Genomic DNA, 16,742 nt, shown 5'->3' on the forward strand with positions numbered 1-16,742 from the left:
TTTATTTTGCCTCTGAAGCTTTTTTGCGCGACGTTTTTTTCTTTTTTTCCCCGGTTCCTTTTGCAACAGGCGTTTTTGCAGCTTCCCGGTCAGGCGCTTTTGTCCGTTCGATGCTGGCTTGGAGAGCGCTCACGAGATCGATGACATCCTCGCGCGGAGCGGCGGCTCCGGCATTTGGTGTGACACCCTCATTATGATCGATTTTCTCTTTGATTTTATCTATCAGCGCAAGTCTGTACGTATCTTCATATTGTTCAGGCGCAAATGTCGTCGTCAGCTCGTCTATTAGTGAAATCGCGGTTTGCAGCTCTTTTTCGTTGACCGCGGTTTCCTCCGGAACACCGGGTACGTGGGCCGCGTTTCGGACTTCATCAGGGTAGTGGATAGACTCCATTAAAATGCAGTTCTCGTAGACGCGAAGAATGGCGAGCTGTTTTTTGGAGCGGATGGTCATATGGGCGATTCCGATCTTTTCTGTTTTTCTGAGCGCTTCGCGCAAAAGTGAGTACGCTTTTACACCGTTATCTCCCGGTCCGACGAAATATGAACGGTTGAAATAGATGGGGTCGATTTCCTTTAGCTGGACAAAATCAACAATTTCGACAGCTTTGTCTTCCTGCTCTTCTTTGAGCTGTTTCAGCTCATCGTCCGATAAGACGACGTATTTGCCTTTAACATATTCGTAGCCTTTGACGATGTCGTCGGGCGCGATTTCCTGGTGGCAGTTTGTGCACTTTTTCTCATACTGAATCGGGGCGCGGCATTCTTTATGAAGCGACCTTAATTTAATATCCTTATCCTCTGTCGCTGCGAACAGTTTAATGGGGATATTGACAAGGCCGAAGCTGATTGAGCCTTTCCACATCGTATGCATCGGTTCGGTTCAACTCCTTTTCTTTTATTGATGCCTCTCTGCAGATTGTTTCATGAATAGCAACTTATGGATAACAGCGCGAAAAAAAAGCATCCAGGCTTCGGCCCGGATGCTTGCGGCGATACAGTGATTTGCTTGGGGAAAGCGCTTAGTTCGGCTCGGGTTCCTCCTGCAAAGACGGCCTGTTCTTTCTGGCGAGAGAAGAAGAAAAATATTGATATCTGCTTTTGCTTTTGTGCTTCGCGGCGTACATGGCCATGTCGGCTTTTCTCATCAGCTCATCACCGTCTGTTCCATCGGCCGGGGAAACGGCGATTCCGATGCTGACGGATGTTTTGAGGCGGTGCTCTTTAATGTGAAAAGGCGTTTCAAACTGACTGATCAATTGCCTGGTCAGCTGATCGGTTCCATGTAAAGGGGCGACAATGATAAATTCGTCACCGCCTAACCGGGCGATGAAGCCTTCATCAGGCACACAATGCGCCAAACGCTGTGCTGCTGCCACCAGCAGCAGATCTCCGACGTCGTGGCCAAGGGCGTCATTAAACACTTTGAAACGGTTTAAATCCAAAAACAATACGGCCGTCCCCGTCTTCTGCCGCTCCAGAGCATTTGCGAGATGGTCGACTGCATACCGTCTGTTTGGCAAATCTGTCAACGCGTCATAGTGAGCCATTCTATGGATTTTGCGTTCTGCTTCACGCTGGTTTGTCATATCTTTACAAATGACATAAATGCTGTCAAGCTGCTTTCTGACGTACACCGGTATCAGCGTCACATTTACATCAAAACGCTTTTCAGCTATTTCGATTTCCGTGTCGCGGTTGAGGGCCTGTTTTTCATTTTGGACCTGAAGAAACCAGTTGAGCAGTCTGTCATGATCCTCCTGTCGAAAAAACGAAGACAGGCGCTCAGGCTCAACTCCCATTTTTTCAAGAAGGCTGTATCCCGATGAATTGGCGGAAAGCATTTTGCCTTCAAGTGAAAACACGTAGATCGGATCAATGTTGTGGTTAATTAAGGACTGGAACCGTTCCTCATTATCTTTGATTTTCTCGATATGAAACAGCAGACGCTTGTCAGTGAAGGCGCCGAAAATCAAGAAGCATTGAAGCATCAGGCTGACAAGTACGATCATAATGCCCAGTTCAATTGCATCGATTCCTTCGCGGCCTGTATCACGGCCGTCAGTCATGAAAAGCGTAGCTGCTGCCATTCCTGTATAGTGCATGCCGGAAATGGCGCCGCCCATTAAAAGCGCGCTTCCGATTTTAATGAACAAGATCCGAAAGGAGCCGGTTTTTTTGGCGAATACCACTGACAGTTTTAAGGCAGCGAAGGAGGCGAAAATGGCGATTGCAAAAGAGGCGGCATAAAGAACGGGATGATAGACGATTGTCATATTCTCCATCGCCTCCATCCCGAGAAAATGCATGGATGCGATCGCACTTCCCATTGCAAGGGAGCCCGCCGCCAGTCTTGCATTCGTCGGTTCTTTTCCATTCACAACATAAAATGAAATGAGCGAGCCTGCGAAAGCGGCAACAATCGAAAGCAAGACGAATCTCAAATCGTATTTCATTTCTTCGGCTGTCTGAAATGACAGCATCCCGATAAAGTGCATAGACCAGATACCAAGCCCCATCGTGAGGGATCCGGCCAAAAGCCATCCGATATTTTTCCTGCCCTTTGTATGGACGACCCGTTCCGATAAATCAAGGGCTGTGTATGCTGCCAAAACCGCAGTGATATAGGATAAAAGAACGAACCATCCATTATATTCACCAAAAACTTCTGTCACTTTCTTCTCCGCCTTTTTGTACTATGATGAAAAATCTGAATTTCTATACTGTATTATGAAAGGCCAGACTGCCGTACTCTTAACCGTTGACATAAAAAAGCGGCAATAGCGCTACATCCGGTATAATTCGTGAATTATACTATATATAATGAAATTCGCCAATAAAAAATGATATCCTTCTGCTCTTTCTAAGGAGGACTTCCCATTTTGCTCTTCAATTTTCCTGAATTGTGTTAAAATCGTTTTTGTACGTTCTTTGGAACTTGAAATTATCAATCGTCAAAGGTTGTGGTCAATATCGAGGAGTTTATTTTATCATTGGCTGAGGCGTTTAAGAGCCTCTCGTATTTAGGGATTTTTCTGGCGCTGTGCATCGAATTCGTGCCGGCTGAAATCGTTCTGCCGCTTGCCGGCTACTGGGTGTATCAAGGCGATATGTTGCTGATCGGGGTCGTTGCCGCAGGTTCACTGGGAGGTGTCGCAGGTCCGCTGACGCTTTACTGGCTCGGGAGGTACGGGGGGCGGCCGTTTTTGGAGCGCTACGGCAAATACTTCTTCATTAAGCCTGAAGCGCTCGAAAAATCGGACAGGTTTTTTGAAAAGCACGGGGGGTTTGTCGCATTCAGCGGCCGGTTTATACCGGGCATCAGAACGCTGATTTCCATTCCGTGCGGACTCGCTAGAATGAACGTGTGGGTGTTTTGTATTTATACATTCCTTGCGATCACGCCGATTACGTTCGTCTATGTCTATTTAGGCTTTTACCTCGGCGAAAACTGGAGCAAAGTCGGCAGCCTATTGGACGGATACCTTCTTCCGGTCGGCATCGGATTCATCGTTTTGTTCGTTCTTTACCTTTGGGTGAAAGGCAGGCGGAAGAAAGTCAAATCGCAAAGCGTTTCAACTTTTTTAAATAAAAATAAGGATTGACAGCCGGGCGCATATGAGGTTAATATTATCTTATAATTCAATATTTTCTTTTATCCCAAAGGGGAGTAGCGTCCGGATGTTAAAACCGGAAACAAAGTCGTCAGTTCATGGATGTTCATCCATCGGCTTTGTTGGCATGATTTAATCAATGATAACCATGTCTAGCAAGACCTTTGCCTAATGTTGGCAGAGGTCTTTTTTGTTTTCTGAAAATACCCTGCTGCATTAGCGGGAATAAGAGAAAGAGACAATCACTTAGGAGGAATTATAAAATGGATGCAGCATTATTACTTGAATATGGTTGGGTTCTTCTCATCCTAGTCGGGCTGGAAGGTATTTTGGCCGCGGACAATGCCCTCGTCATGGCGGTCATGGTTAAACACTTGCCTGAAAAAGACAGAAAAAAAGCGCTCTTCTACGGGTTGGCCGGCGCGTTTGTGATGAGGTTCGGCGCTTTGTTTGCGATCTCTTTTCTTGTCAACGTCTGGCAGGTGCAGGCGATCGGCGCCGTCTATCTGCTTTACATCTCCATTCACCATATTTTGAAAACCCATGTTTTCAAAAAGGACGAAAAGGTGAAAGAGTCGAAGCAAAGCGGTTTTTGGCCGACGGTTATCAAAGTTGAGCTGGCGGACATCGCGTTTGCCGTCGACTCGATTTTGGCGGCGGTTGCGCTGGCTGTCACACTTCCGGCAACGAACCTGCCGCAAATCGGCGGACTTGACGGCGGACAGTTCATGGTGATTTTAGCCGGCGGGATTATCGGACTGATTATTATGCGTTTTGCTGCAAGTCAATTTGTGAACTTGTTAAAGAAACGTCCGAGCCTGGAAACGGCTGCTTTTCTGATTGTCGGCTGGGTTGGTGTGAAACTGACGCTCTATACGCTCGCACACCCGCAAATCAACATCGTCTCTGAACATTTTATTCATTCAGGTACTTGGAAGTTCATCTTCTGGGCGGTGCTGATCGCTATTGCGCTCGGGGGATGGTTTATGACAAATCCGAACAAACACGAGAATAAAGCTGCAGAGGAGTAAACAGCTATCGCCAGACTGCCGGTCTTTCACCGGCGGTCTTTTTTGTTTGCCCGCACTGGGAAGCACCAGGGATGATTGCCCTAGTCCAACCGAAATAAGATTTCATTTTATTAACAGGCGTGTTACAAAAACGGCGGGAAAACCCCCTTAATCGTCAAACAGATCACGAATTGTTCTAGGAGATCAAACAAATCATTGTCACAATTGAAAAATTAGAAATGAATACCGCGTTTTCTCCTTTGCGAATCCCTATCAAATTAGCTATCATTAATGAGTAGTATAGGGAGGAACTGAGGTGAAACCAGTGCTTAGCCTTTTGTTTAAGACAGGAAAAAAGAAACAACAATCATTAGAAGAGTCTGTAATAAGCATACAAAAAGGAAATCAGCAGTTGCAAAACGAGCTTATCCATCAGTATAAGCCTTTTGTGGCTAAAACGGTTTCATCCGTGTGCAAACGATATATAGATGAAAAAGATGATGAATTCAGCATCGGCTTGATTGCATTCAATGAAGCCATTGAAAAATATTCTTCTGATAAAGGAAATTCTCTGCTGGCATTTGCAGAGCTGATCATTAAGCGCAAAGTCATTGATTATATCAGAAAAGAAGCGAGAAATGCCCAGAATATCAATATGGACATGCAAGAAGGAGAAGAACAGGAATCCTCTCAAAGCATGATTGAAGCGGAGCTTTCCATTCATGAATTCAACCGCATGCTCGAACAGGAGCAGAGGCGGGAGGAGATTTTCCATTTTAAAGAAAGGCTTAAAAGTTTTGGCCTGTCTTTTTCCGATTTGCTGGAGCATTCGCCGAAACATACGGATGCAAGGCAAAACGCCATCAAAGTGGCATATACGCTAGTCGAACATGAAGAGTTAAAAAAGATCTTGTTTGAAAAAAAGCAGCTTCCCGTCAAACAGCTTGAAAAGCTGGTGGCTGTCAGCAGAAAAACCGTAGAGAGAAACCGCAAATATATCATTGCTATGGCGATCATTATAACGGGCGATTATGTTTACCTTAAAGATTATCTAAAAGGGGTGCTCAATTCATGAGAAGAGGAATTATTGTAGAAAAAAATAAAAAATTCGTCACATTGCTAACCCCTGACGGACAATTTTTAAAAGCAAAGAGCACAGAGGAAGATTATGAAATCGGTCAGGAAATTGCTTTTCCCGCGGAGACGAGAATGTCGAGGAAGCGTGCGGGCTTTTTTGATCTGCTTTCGCTCCGTCCGCTGAAAGCAGGCGTTTTTTCAATCGCGGCGATCATGCTGCTCGCTTTCATGATCATCCCTGATGTTTTAAACAATAAAGCATACGCCTATATGACGATCGATATCAATCCAAGCTTTGAATTGACACTCAACAAAAACTGTGAAGTTATCGATTTGGTGCCGCTGAACGAGGATGGGAAGGACTTAATGAACAGTATAGAAAATTGGGAAAAGTCTGACTTTAAAGAAGTGATCAGTGAAATTGTCGAAGACAGCGATAAGAGCGGTTATGTCACCGAATCAAAAGAAGTGCTTATCGCCACCGTATATGAAAACAATAAAGATGACACATATAAGGCGACGGTAAAAAGCGAAATCGATCATGTAGCGAAAAAATACGAGCAGCAGAACTATAAGATGGAAGCGGTGGAATCAGACCTTGATACGCGTGCAAAAGCACAAAAAGAAGGCATCTCAACAGGCCGTTATATCCGTTCCCACAAAGATGAATTAGAAGACAAAAACAAAGATGATGACAATGAAGATAACAAAGATGATCAAAATCAGGGAGAAGATACAGGAGAAAAAGAGAAAGCTGTGAAAGAAGAAGATCAGCCGGAACAACATACGGATGATGAAGAATCAGATACGGAAGATCATCCGGACGGCGAAAAACCTTCAGATCAAGATCACTCTCAATCTGATCAAGAAATGGAAAAAGAAAAGGAGTCAAAATCCCCTAATACCGAAAACCCTCAAGAACATAACCATAATGACAAAGACGGTCAGCAGTCGGAGGAAGGAACGCAGAGAAGCGGTTCCGGCACAAATCAAGAGAGCCCTAAAACTCCTTATCAAAAGGAGAAAAAACCTTCTGACCAAACAAATCAACAAGAATATCCGCCGAGCGGGCCCGGCGAATAAACCATAGGGTATTTATTTGTCAGTATGCCCATTCATTTGAGCTTGTGCCTGCTGTACAAGTCGTTTTGTCATTTCCCCGCCTACAGACCCGTTTGAGCGAGCGACCGAGTCCGAGCCGAGCTGGACGCCGAACTCCTGGGCGATTTCATATTTGAACTGGTCTAAAACCTGCTCCGCCCCGGGAACGACGAGTTTATTCGTTCTTGCCATGATTCTCAACTCCTTTTTCAATTGGTACTGCTTGTTTAGTTTGAAATGGACTGAGGCTTTTTATGCTGGCAATTGTTGAAGGTGTAAAAAAACGCCTGGCTCAATAGCCAGGCGCACCGGTCAGCGGCGATTACTTCATACCATATTTTAAGAAGACGCTGTCAATCATGGAATGGGCGGTCGCCTGTATGTGCGAAGCGATAACGGATAGCACAGTGACAGCGGTGATATCTCTCACTTTGTTCCATTCGGGATCGGCCAGATCTTGATAAAAACCGCGGAGCTGTCCAGTCTGCTCGATGACGATTTTTTCGAGCGCCGATTCATTCAGCGTATAGTCTTTGATCCGGTACACATAATCGAGAACCCGCGCATACCCTTCATAAAAGCGCAGCGGACTCACCACATCATCTGAGCGGTCTGTAATCGTATTAAAAACCGTTGTTAAGATTGGACGGATCGTTTCGAAGTCATAAACCGATTTTAAGTCTCGTACAATGAGAAGGATGACGGCTTGGTCGATGGAATATTTTTTGCCGAGTTCCGGATGTCCCATCAAATCTTTTATATCGCGTTTGATCCAGTTTTGGATGGCTGTCGATTTTAAGGATGTCAGTTCGCACAAATTTCCAAGTTCAACAATTTCATTTGTGGAAAGCCCGTGTTCCGTTTTTGGCTTTTTTCGTTCGTACCGGACAATGAATTCGGGGATGTCCAAATTGTCTTCCGGCTCATCGTGCGCCAAATCGGCCGATCTCAAAAGAATCGCAAGCGGACTGACATCCAGCTGCCCTTTTAAAGCGTACATCAGTTTGGCCATTTCCAGGCGAGTCAGTTTAAAAGGTTTCATCATTCCACCTCATTATGTATTAAAATGAAATAGCAAACAATATAAACATTATCTTACGTCTTATCACTTGCATTTTCAATTCTATGCCGTATAATTTTATTATACGAGTTCATTTGATCTTATTATAACATGGAGGTAATCATGGGAAAAAGAATCTTTCTCTTTCTTTTATCGAACATTTTAGTTATTACGACGATCGGTATTGTGCTGTCCATTATCGGTTCGCTGACAGGCGTAGGCACGTATTTCACGGCTGGCGGCGGCATCGATATTGTTGCGCTTCTCGTATTCAGTGCGGTTGTCGGCTTTGTCGGCTCCTTTATGTCGCTTTTGATGTCAAGATGGATGGCGAAAATGGCGATGGGCGTTCAGGTGCTGAATCCTGATAAGCAAACGCTCAGCTACGAAGAGCAGCAGCTCGTTGACCGGGTATATAAGCTGTCCCGCGCCGCCGGACTGACAAAGATGCCTGAAGTCGGCATCTACAATTCACGCGAAGTGAATGCCTTTGCGACAGGGCCGTCCAAAAACCGCTCGCTTGTCGCTGTATCGACGGGTCTTCTTCAGGAAATGGATGACGACGCAGTGGAAGGCGTTCTTGCTCACGAAGTCGCGCATATTGCAAACGGCGATATGGTAACGATGACGCTCCTTCAGGGAATCGTCAACACGTTTGTTGTTTTCTTCGCCCGGATTGCGGCATGGGCTGTTTCACGCGTTGTCCGTGAAGAGCTGGCGCCGATCGTTCACTTTATCGCGGTCATCGTATTCCAAATCGTGTTTTCCATTCTCGGAAGCCTTGTCGTGTTTGCGTACTCCCGCCACCGCGAATATCATGCGGATAGAGGAGGAGCAGACCTTGCAGGCAAGGATAAGATGATTCACGCGCTCCGCTCGCTTGAGCAGTACACTTCAAGAGTCAAAGAAGAGCAGGCATCTGTTGCCACTTTGAAAATCAACGGGAAAAAGCACACATCGCTTTTCTCAACACACCCTGATTTAAGCGACAGAATCCGCCGTCTGGAAGCAAAATAATCAATATGCAAACCCCCTTTTTCAAGGGGGTTTGCTTTTTAAATTTAAAAATCGAAAATCGGCTGTACATAAGAGCATGTTTCCTTTAAAATGGAACACGTTATACACAAGAAGCGCAACTTTTGAATATTGAAAAGAAGGAACGATTATGAAGGTTTTATTGAAAAAACTACTGCGCGTGCTGTCTCCTGTACAGCTGATCGCGCTCTATTATTTTTTGGCGGTGACGGTTTCCGTTATATTATTAAGTCTGCCCGTTGCACACAAGAATGATGTGGAATGGTCATTTATCGATGCCCTTTTTACTGCGGTGAGCGCAGTGAGTGTAACCGGTTTGACGGTTGTTGATACAGCTGATACATTCAGCACAGCCGGAATATGGATTTTGGCGTTTGTTCTGCAGTTTGGCGGGATCGGTGTGATGGCGCTCGGAACATTCGTCTGGCTGATTTTTGGCAAGCGGATCGGTTTGAAAGAGCGCCGGCTGATTATGACCGATCAAAATCAATCCAACTTATCGGGCCTTGTCAAGCTGATGAAGCACGTGCTCGGCTTGATCCTGCTGATCGAACTGTTTGGCGGGCTGATTCTCGGAACTTATTTCTTAAAGTACTTTGAGACACCTGGAGAAGCCTTTATGCACGGATTTTTTACAAGCATCAGTGCAACGACCAACGGAGGTTTCGACATTACAGGCAACTCGCTGATTCCGTTTCAGCATGATTATTTCGTTCAGTTTATCGTGATTATGCTGATCATTCTTGGAGCGATCGGCTTTCCGGTCCTCATCGAGGTAAAGGATTTTCTGCTCAGCAAAGAGCGCAAATTCACTTTCAGCCTGTTTACCAAACTGACATCAGTCACTTTTTTCCTTTTAGTGATTGGAGGCGCGATCGGCATATTCGCCACGGAAGCGCGCTTTGCCTTTTCAGGAAAATCGTGGCACGAAGTCATATTCTATTCGTTGTTCCAGTCGACGACGACCAGGAGCGGCGGACTCGCGACGATCGACATCAGCCAATTCACGCATACGACCATTTTGTTTATGTGCATGCTCATGTTCATCGGCGCTTCGCCAAGCTCTGTCGGCGGGGGCATCCGGACAACGACCTTTGCCTTAAACCTGTTGGCGCTGTATCACTTCGCGCGGGGAAATAAATCGGTGAAGATTTTCAAACGTGAACTGCACCAGGCGGACTTAATGAAGTCATTGATTGTGACGCTGATGGCGGTTATTCTCGTTTTCGGCTCGACACTCATTTTGACAATGACGGAAAAACATTCTTTGCTTGAACTGCTGTTTGAAGTGTGTTCTGCCTTCGGTACGACCGGCTTGTCGATGGGCATTACTTCAGATTTGAGCACGATCGGCAAAAGTGTCATCATCCTTCTGATGTTCATCGGCCGAATCGGCATTGTCACGCTGCTTTATTTATTCGGCAGAAAAGAAATCGAAGCGAACTACCATTATCCAAAGGAAAGAATAATTATCGGATAAGAAAGACAGTTTAGTTAAACTGTCTTTTTTTATGATCATAAAGTCGGTCGCTGTATTTATTTGTATGATATAATGCTTAAATGGCGGATTGAAAAAAAGGGGGAAGCAACGATGAAAATGAGAGTCATCCATTTGTTTATAGCCGCCGGATTTCTATTGCTCGCCGGAGCCTGTTCTAACGAGCCGACAGCAAAAGAAAGCATGGATCAATATGTAGACAAATGGAACGATCAAAAATTTGAAGAAATGTATGAACAGCTGTCGGCTGAAGCGCAAAAATCGATTTCAAAAGACGATTTCATCAAGCGCAATCAATCCATTTATGAACAGATCGGAGTTTCCGATTTGAAGGTTTCAGCCGTCGATAACGATGAAGATGAAAAAAATAAAGAGAAAAAAGATGCAGTGACAATACCGTATAAAGTCAGCATGAATACATTGGCCGGCCCCGTTTCTTTTGAAGGGAAGGCAAAGCTTGTCAAAGAAAAAAAAGACGGTGACACGTCATGGAAAGTCAACTGGAACCCATCCTTTATTTTTTCACAGCTGAAGGAAGGGGAGACCATCCGGATTACCGCCAAGGAACCAGCGAGAGGCATCATTTATGACAGAAACGGAAAGAAACTCGCTACGAATGCGACAGTGCCTGAAATCGGCGTCGTTCCGGGGCAGCTCGGAGATGATAAAGATGGTGTCATCAAAAAGCTCGCGAACATGCTTGACATGGAAAAAGAAGACATCGAAAAACAGCTGTCCGCAAGCTGGGTGACGGACGAATCATTCGTTCCCTTGAAAAAAGTGAAGCCTGGTAGCACAGAGCTTCTTAAAAAAGCGACCTCTCTTCCCGGGGTTTTGAAACAAGACACGCAATCAAGATACTATCCTTACGGTGAAAAAGCCGCACATCTTACCGGTTACATACGGCCGATTACTGAAGAGGAATTAAAGCAGAATAAAGAAGGCTACAGCGAGCATTCACTGCTCGGAATCGTCGGTCTCGAACACATTTATGAAAAAGAACTCAGAGGAGAAATCGGCTGGACGATTTCGATTCCTGAATCAAACGCGACGGTTGCCTCAAAGGATGCAAAAGACGGAAAAGACATCCATACCACGATCGATATCAACAAACAGGAAGAACTGTACAACCAGTTAAAAGATGACTCCGGTGCTGCCGTTGCGTTAGAGCCGCAGACTGGAGAAACGTTGGCGCTTGTCAGCGCGCCTTCATACGATCCGAACGGGTTTTTGTTTGGCTGGAAAAAAGGAGAATGGGAAAAACTCAACAAAGATGCGTCTGCGCCATTCACCTCTAAATTTAATAAAACCTATGCTCCGGGTTCAACGATCAAACCGATCACGGCTTCAATCGGTCTGAAAAATGACGCGATCAAAGCGGATGAACCTAAGAAGATCGAAGGGAAGGAATGGCAGAAAGATTCGTCATGGGGCGGATATAAAGTCACACGGGTTTCCGATCGATTAAACGATGTCAACCTGGAAAACGCGCTGATCACTTCCGACAACATTTATTTCGCGCAGACCGCCCTTGACACAGGGAAGGATCAATTTGTCGAAGGCCTGAAATCATTCGGCTTCGAGGAAAAACTTGATTATGAATTCCCGACGAAGTCTTCCTCCATATCAAACGAAGGAATCGACTCGGATATTCTCCTTGCCGATTCAGGATACGGACAGGGGCAAATGCTGATGTCGCCGATACACCTCGCGGCAAGCTATACGCCTTTCTTGAACGACGGTAATCTGATCAAGCCGCACCTGATCAAAAAGGACGGCGAAGAGAAAGAAATATGGCATAAAAACGTACTGCCCACAGGCGGAGCAGAAGCGATTACAAAAGGATTGAAAGGCGTTGTAGAAGACCCTCGCGGCTCGGCTTACAAGCCGGTTGTCAAAGGGCTCACGATCGCAGGGAAAACGGGAACGGCCGAGCTGAAAACGAAGAAAGACGAAAAAGGTAAAGAAAACGGCTGGTTCACCGCTTATGATTACAAAAACAAAAACCTTTTAATCACGATGATGATCGAGGATGTGTCAGATCGCGGCGGCAGCTCATATGTCGTCAATAAAGTGAAAAAAGTGTTTAAATAAGCACCCTTCAGGGTGCTTATTTTTTTGCCGAAAACTGGATGTGTGGAATGTACGGAAACGGAAAGGATATGGATGAAACGACAAAAGAAAGGAATGTCATCATGAAAAGAAAAGTTGCCAGAAATGAAGCGGCTCTTAACAATAAAACGCCTGCTGAAAGCATGCATGATCATCAATACATGACCCAATATGATGCCGAAAACGGAGACAGGGGCGCCAACCGCAACTCGAAACAAGGGAAGCAGGGAGAATCGCGCCAATGAAAAAACATCAAAAAAGCAAGGATATGCAAAACCATAAAAAACCGATGAATCCAGATGTGCTTCAAGAGGAATTTTCAAACGAACTGGGCGATGTCAACGCCTTTAAATTGATTGATGTGATCGAGAACAATAAAAAAAAGAACAAAAAGGCGGACGGACAGCAGCGGGATAAAGATTAAAACTGCGGATCAAACGAGAAAGGTGCAAATCGGAAACGATTTGCACCTCCAGCGTGTCGCCAAACCCTCGCATTCGTTGTCAGGCCTGCGCGTCGGTGCTCACGAATTCTAACATTCGCTCCGCTCCGATGCTCGGCCTTCCTAGACTGCAAGGGTTTTCAATCACGCTGATGGGATGAAAAAATCGCAAAACAAAAAAGCTGTTTTGCGATTTTTTCAACAATCTGAAAGGTCCAAATCGGAAACGATTTGGACCTTCATTTATTTTAAATAAGGGTTATATCCGTTGTCTTTTTTCAACATCCTCATTAAATTCGTCATTTTCAATTCGATGAACGGCTGGGCGACCGTTTTCACAAATCCGCTTGATAAGCAGAAGGTTAAAATCGCCGTGGCGATGATTAATAGCGTCAGACTTTGATAATCGGCAAGCCATTCTTCCGCTCCCGTTTTTCTGAACGACTTGATGATAAAGCCGTGCAGCAGATAGACATAAAATGTGCGCGTTCCCCACAGGGTAAAGAAATACCGCCTTTCAGGCACAAGCGCCATGAACGCGAACGTTGAAGCGAACGTGATGACGAGGAGCGCCACTCGGTTTAACCCGCTTTTTATCCCGACATCGCCGAATTCCGAATAGGGTTTGGACCCGAACAGCCAGGAGTAATCGAAGTCTACAAAAAAGTAGAAAACGAACGTTGCTGCTAAAACGGCTAGAGCGGCCTGCTTGCCTTTCCAGCCTCTCAGTATTTTAAAATGGTCTTTTTGCAAATAATAGCCCGCCAAAAAGACCGGGAAGAAAACAAACGTGCGGGACAGGCTGAGCGTGTTGCTGATCAAGTCGATATATCCGACAAGAACGGCGATCGCAAAGCTTGCGGCAAACGCCCATTTCGCCGGCAGTTTTGTGAATGGAAACAACAGGATATTCCAAAAGAACAGGCTCAGCAAAAACCAAAGCGACCATTGCGGTTCAATCGGATTTGCGGCCGTTAAGCTTTGATCATCGATAAAGGAATAAAACAGCGTATAGATTCCCTGGAAAATCAAATAAGGAACAATCAGCTTCCAGGCGATTTTTTTGACATAGCCGTGGCGGTTGAACCCTTTTGCAAAATAGCCTGATATGAGAATAAAAGCAGGCATATGAAACGTGTAAATAAATTTATAAATATGAAGCAGAGCATCATTATCATGAATATAGGACCTGATTATATGTCCGAATACGACGAGAAAAATTAATAGGAATTTTGCATTGTCGAAATAGCTGTCGCGCGAAGTCGCCATAACATCACCCTTTCACAAACATTTTCAGGAGACGCCGGTGCGGGAAGCGTCTGAACCCCGGAACATTCTTTCCGGAATGACGTCTTCCACCAGTCTGGCCTCATTTTAAAATTTTAAAATAGAAAGCATGTGTTTTCCTATGCATTAAGTCTTATTGTTAGGTCGATGTAATTGAACAGTAAGGAACTTTTATATCGTCATCTTCCTGTAAAATAGGCGGAAAGGTTGTAAAAGTTCGAAACAAATGAAGGAAGATTTTCCGGTTTGTAGAATAATTGGAGGACAGGTTTTCAAGAAGGAGTGTAATAAATGGAGGAAACTCTTGATTTGAATGAATCCTTAAATCTGCAAAACCAGCTGAACAGACTGAAGAAAGAGAACGCCAAGCTAAAAGCGGATTTGTATCAGTATGAGCTGCTGTTTAACGGGACGCTGGACGCTATTTTTATATTGGATAAACAGATGAACATCATCCAGGCGAATGATGCCGCCTGCAAAATTCTGCAAAGCCAAAAAAAGAATTTGCTGGACCGGTCGGCGCTCGACTTCCTGCACGCCGTCCCGCCGGATGAACTGAACCAGAGCATTCAACGCTTTTTGGAGCGGGGATATGCGAAAAAAGAAGTGGCCATCAGGCTTGACAACGGATCTGTCAAATATATCGAGTTTACTGCAAGCAAAGGAATCGGTGAAGACTGCTATTTTGTCGTCATGAGGGACATTTCATCGAAAAAAATATTGGAGCGGGAGCGCACCATTAATGAAAAGCTGTTTAAAGATTTGTTTCACCGCGCGGTTGAAGGAATCGTCATCTTTGATAAACAAGGCTGTTTCATCGATGCGAACCATTCGTTTTGCCAGAGCTTCGAAATTGAAAAAACAGAGCTTTCAAAACTGAAGCTGTCTCAATTCGTATCCCCTGAAAACAAGGGGCGGCTCGATAAAATCTGGAATGCTCTTTTCAGAAGAGGGAAAGCAAAAGGGGAGCTTCCTGTCCGGCTCAGATCAGGAGAAGACCGGCTGTTTGAGCTTACGATAACCTCGAACATTTTAAACGGCTTTTACATGTCGATTATGAGGGATATTACCGAGAAGCGCTCGATGGAAAAACAGCTGTTTAAAAGCGAAGAACGCTTTAGAGAAGTCTTTGAAAATGCGATGGATGCCATTATACTGATGAATAACGACGGCCGCATCGTCAAAGCGAACCAGTCGGCCTGCAAAATCTTCGAACTGCCGATGGAACAGCTTCTCAACAAGAAGATGACCGATTTTATTGATCAAACCGATCAGAGGTACCATGCCATTCAAAAGCAGTATGATCAAAAAGGGGAAATCCGGGCGGAACTGCTGTTTCGTATGGCAAACGGACAATATAAAGAGCTTGAGTTCACGTCAAAACGGATCATGTTCGACAGCCAGGACCTAACCATTTTAAGAAATGTCAGCGACAGAAAACGAATGGAACAAGAATTGCGGGAAAGCGAATTGAAGTTCAGAAAAGTATTCAACGGATCAATGGACGGAATCGTTCTTTTCAACAACCAGTACGACATTATCGATGCGAACCCCCTTGCCGGAAAAATTCTCAGCACCCCTCTTGAACAGCTGAAAACGTCCAATCTACTTGATGTCATCTCCGGCTATCATATAGAAAACGCAGCTTCTCCCGCTAAAACGATTTCCTTAGAAGAAATGGACAATGACATCCCATTCCTGCTGAGCGACCAAAAACGGATTCTTGAATTTTCATTTAAAAGAAATATCATTCAAAATATGAACTTGGCGATGCTCAGAGACGTGACAGAACGAAAAGAGCTTGAAGAGCGGCTCCGCAAGTCTGATACCCTTCACGTCGTCGGCGAACTCGCAGCCGGAATTGCCCATGAAATCCGCAACCCGATGACGGCGCTAAAAGGATTTATCCAACTGCTGAAAGGCAGCATCCAAAATGAGGATCACGCGCTTTACTTTAATGTCATCACATCAGAACTCAAAAGGATTGAATCGATTATTACGGAGTTTCTCATCCTTGCAAAACCGCAGGCGATTATGTATGAAGAAAAAAATATCGTCAAAATCATGCAGGACACAATGGATTTGCTGCACGCACAGGCAAACCTTGACAACGTTCAGATGCATCTGAAGTGCGAAGGCGGCATTCCGCTGATTTATTGCGAGCCGAATCAGCTGAAACAGGTATTTATCAACATTTTGAAAAATGCGATTGAAGTGATGCCTGACGGAGGCAACGTATATGTGTCGATCAAACCGAAAGGAGACGACCATATCATTATCTCGCTTGCTGACGAAGGAATCGGCATGACAGAAGACAAATTGAAGAGGCTCGGCGAACCTTTTTACACGACAAAAGAACGGGGCACTGGACTCGGGCTCATGGTCAGTTATAAAATTATTGAAGAGCATAATGGAAAAATCGAAGTTGAAAGTGAAGAAGGGAGAGGCACGACATTCCATCTGACTCTCCCGATCAGACAGCATCATGAGGAGGAGGCTTAATCGC

General features: G+C 45.0%; 14 protein-coding genes and 1 pseudogene. 10 read left to right on the top strand and 5 right to left on the bottom strand.

Annotation, left to right across the window (positions count from 1 at the left end; translation table 11 throughout):
• Position 1 precedes the first annotated feature (1 nt).
• Positions 2-874 (bottom strand): Ku protein, encoded by an 873-nt coding sequence (locus MHH76_RS07580; RefSeq protein ID WP_023856781.1) that lies wholly within the window; start codon positions 872-874, stop codon positions 2-4.
• A gap of 148 nt (positions 875-1,022) precedes the next feature.
• Positions 1,023-2,675, bottom strand: a complete 1,653-nt coding sequence (locus tag MHH76_RS07585; protein WP_023856782.1) for a diguanylate cyclase — start codon at positions 2,673-2,675, stop codon at positions 1,023-1,025.
• A 288-nt stretch (positions 2,676-2,963) separates the two neighbouring features.
• On the opposite strand from MHH76_RS07585, the gene MHH76_RS07590 reads away from it, so the two are divergent.
• The 4 genes and pseudogenes from MHH76_RS07590 (at position 2,964) to MHH76_RS07605 (ending at position 6,784) form a co-directional block, all read left to right on the top strand.
• Complete coding sequence (locus tag MHH76_RS07590; RefSeq protein WP_023856783.1) at positions 2,964-3,605, top strand: DedA family protein; 642 nt, start codon at positions 2,964-2,966, stop codon at positions 3,603-3,605.
• A gap of 148 nt (positions 3,606-3,753) precedes the next feature.
• Positions 3,754-4,645, top strand: a pseudogene (locus MHH76_RS07595) (TerC family protein).
• Positions 4,646-4,940: 295 nt separating this feature from the next.
• Positions 4,941-5,699 carry an RNA polymerase sigma factor SigI gene (gene sigI / locus MHH76_RS07600; RefSeq protein ID WP_023856784.1) on the top strand — a complete coding sequence of 253 codons (759 nt, stop codon included), beginning with the start codon at positions 4,941-4,943 and terminating at the stop codon, positions 5,697-5,699.
• On the top strand, positions 5,696-6,784 hold the full coding sequence (locus MHH76_RS07605) for an anti-sigma factor domain-containing protein (protein ID WP_023856785.1): 1,089 nt from the start codon (positions 5,696-5,698) through the stop codon (positions 6,782-6,784). The genes sigI and MHH76_RS07605 overlap by 4 nt, the downstream gene beginning before the upstream one ends.
• A gap of 12 nt (positions 6,785-6,796) precedes the next feature.
• On the opposite strand, the gene MHH76_RS07610 is transcribed toward MHH76_RS07605, so the two are convergent.
• On the bottom strand, positions 6,797-6,994 hold the full coding sequence (locus MHH76_RS07610; RefSeq protein WP_020451125.1) for an alpha/beta-type small acid-soluble spore protein: 198 nt from the start codon (positions 6,992-6,994) through the stop codon (positions 6,797-6,799).
• 130 nt (positions 6,995-7,124) lie between these two features.
• A complete protein-coding gene (locus MHH76_RS07615) occupies positions 7,125-7,844 on the bottom strand; it encodes a DUF1836 domain-containing protein (protein ID WP_023856786.1) in 720 nt (239 codons plus the stop codon).
• A 141-nt stretch (positions 7,845-7,985) separates the two neighbouring features.
• Between MHH76_RS07615 and htpX the strand changes: the two genes are divergently transcribed.
• From htpX to MHH76_RS07640, 5 genes are all read left to right on the top strand, one after another.
• On the top strand, positions 7,986-8,879 hold the full coding sequence (gene htpX / locus MHH76_RS07620; RefSeq protein ID WP_020451127.1) for a protease HtpX: 894 nt from the start codon (positions 7,986-7,988) through the stop codon (positions 8,877-8,879).
• 148 nt (positions 8,880-9,027) lie between these two features.
• Complete coding sequence (locus MHH76_RS07625; protein WP_020451128.1) at positions 9,028-10,377, top strand: TrkH family potassium uptake protein; 1,350 nt, start codon at positions 9,028-9,030, stop codon at positions 10,375-10,377.
• Positions 10,378-10,488: 111 nt separating this feature from the next.
• Positions 10,489-12,489 (top strand): penicillin-binding transpeptidase domain-containing protein, encoded by a 2,001-nt coding sequence (locus MHH76_RS07630; protein WP_023856451.1) that lies wholly within the window; start codon positions 10,489-10,491, stop codon positions 12,487-12,489.
• A gap of 47 nt (positions 12,490-12,536) precedes the next feature.
• Positions 12,537-12,752: a hypothetical protein gene (locus tag MHH76_RS07635; RefSeq protein ID WP_023856450.1), complete on the top strand. Its 216-nt coding sequence runs from the start codon at positions 12,537-12,539 to the stop codon at positions 12,750-12,752.
• Positions 12,749-12,931 carry a hypothetical protein gene (locus tag MHH76_RS07640; RefSeq protein WP_020451131.1) on the top strand — a complete coding sequence of 61 codons (183 nt, stop codon included), beginning with the start codon at positions 12,749-12,751 and terminating at the stop codon, positions 12,929-12,931. The genes MHH76_RS07635 and MHH76_RS07640 overlap by 4 nt, the downstream gene beginning before the upstream one ends.
• A gap of 261 nt (positions 12,932-13,192) precedes the next feature.
• On the opposite strand, the gene MHH76_RS07645 is transcribed toward MHH76_RS07640, so the two are convergent.
• Positions 13,193-14,218: an acyltransferase family protein gene (locus MHH76_RS07645; RefSeq protein WP_025810280.1), complete on the bottom strand. Its 1,026-nt coding sequence runs from the start codon at positions 14,216-14,218 to the stop codon at positions 13,193-13,195.
• Positions 14,219-14,527: 309 nt separating this feature from the next.
• On the opposite strand from MHH76_RS07645, the gene MHH76_RS07650 reads away from it, so the two are divergent.
• Positions 14,528-16,738 carry a PAS domain-containing sensor histidine kinase gene (locus MHH76_RS07650; protein WP_020451133.1) on the top strand — a complete coding sequence of 737 codons (2,211 nt, stop codon included), beginning with the start codon at positions 14,528-14,530 and terminating at the stop codon, positions 16,736-16,738.
• Positions 16,739-16,742: the final 4 nt, after the last annotated feature.

Origin of the sequence: Bacillus sp. FSL L8-0193, from assembly GCF_037976065.1 — a bacterium.
Classification (GTDB): Bacteria; Bacillota; Bacilli; order Bacillales; family Bacillaceae; genus Bacillus; species Bacillus paralicheniformis.

What these genes read in the sequence shown, in the direction of transcription:
- MHH76_RS07580 (WP_023856781.1), bottom strand. Translation starts at nt 874, where the DNA reads ATGCATACGATGTGGAAAGGCTCAATCAGCTTCGGCCTTGTCAATATC.
- MHH76_RS07605 (WP_023856785.1), top strand. Translation starts at nt 5,696, where the DNA reads ATGAGAAGAGGAATTATTGTAGAAAAAAATAAAAAATTCGTCACATTG.
- MHH76_RS07610 (WP_020451125.1), bottom strand. Translation starts at nt 6,994, where the DNA reads ATGGCAAGAACGAATAAACTCGTCGTTCCCGGGGCGGAGCAGGTTTTA.
- MHH76_RS07615 (WP_023856786.1), bottom strand. Translation starts at nt 7,844, where the DNA reads ATGAAACCTTTTAAACTGACTCGCCTGGAAATGGCCAAACTGATGTAC.
- htpX (WP_020451127.1), top strand. Translation starts at nt 7,986, where the DNA reads ATGGGAAAAAGAATCTTTCTCTTTCTTTTATCGAACATTTTAGTTATT.
- MHH76_RS07625 (WP_020451128.1), top strand. Translation starts at nt 9,028, where the DNA reads ATGAAGGTTTTATTGAAAAAACTACTGCGCGTGCTGTCTCCTGTACAG.
- MHH76_RS07630 (WP_023856451.1), top strand. Translation starts at nt 10,489, where the DNA reads ATGAAAATGAGAGTCATCCATTTGTTTATAGCCGCCGGATTTCTATTG.
- MHH76_RS07635 (WP_023856450.1), top strand. Translation starts at nt 12,537, where the DNA reads ATGTACGGAAACGGAAAGGATATGGATGAAACGACAAAAGAAAGGAAT.
- MHH76_RS07640 (WP_020451131.1), top strand. Translation starts at nt 12,749, where the DNA reads ATGAAAAAACATCAAAAAAGCAAGGATATGCAAAACCATAAAAAACCG.
- MHH76_RS07645 (WP_025810280.1), bottom strand. Translation starts at nt 14,218, where the DNA reads ATGGCGACTTCGCGCGACAGCTATTTCGACAATGCAAAATTCCTATTA.
- MHH76_RS07650 (WP_020451133.1), top strand. Translation starts at nt 14,528, where the DNA reads ATGGAGGAAACTCTTGATTTGAATGAATCCTTAAATCTGCAAAACCAG.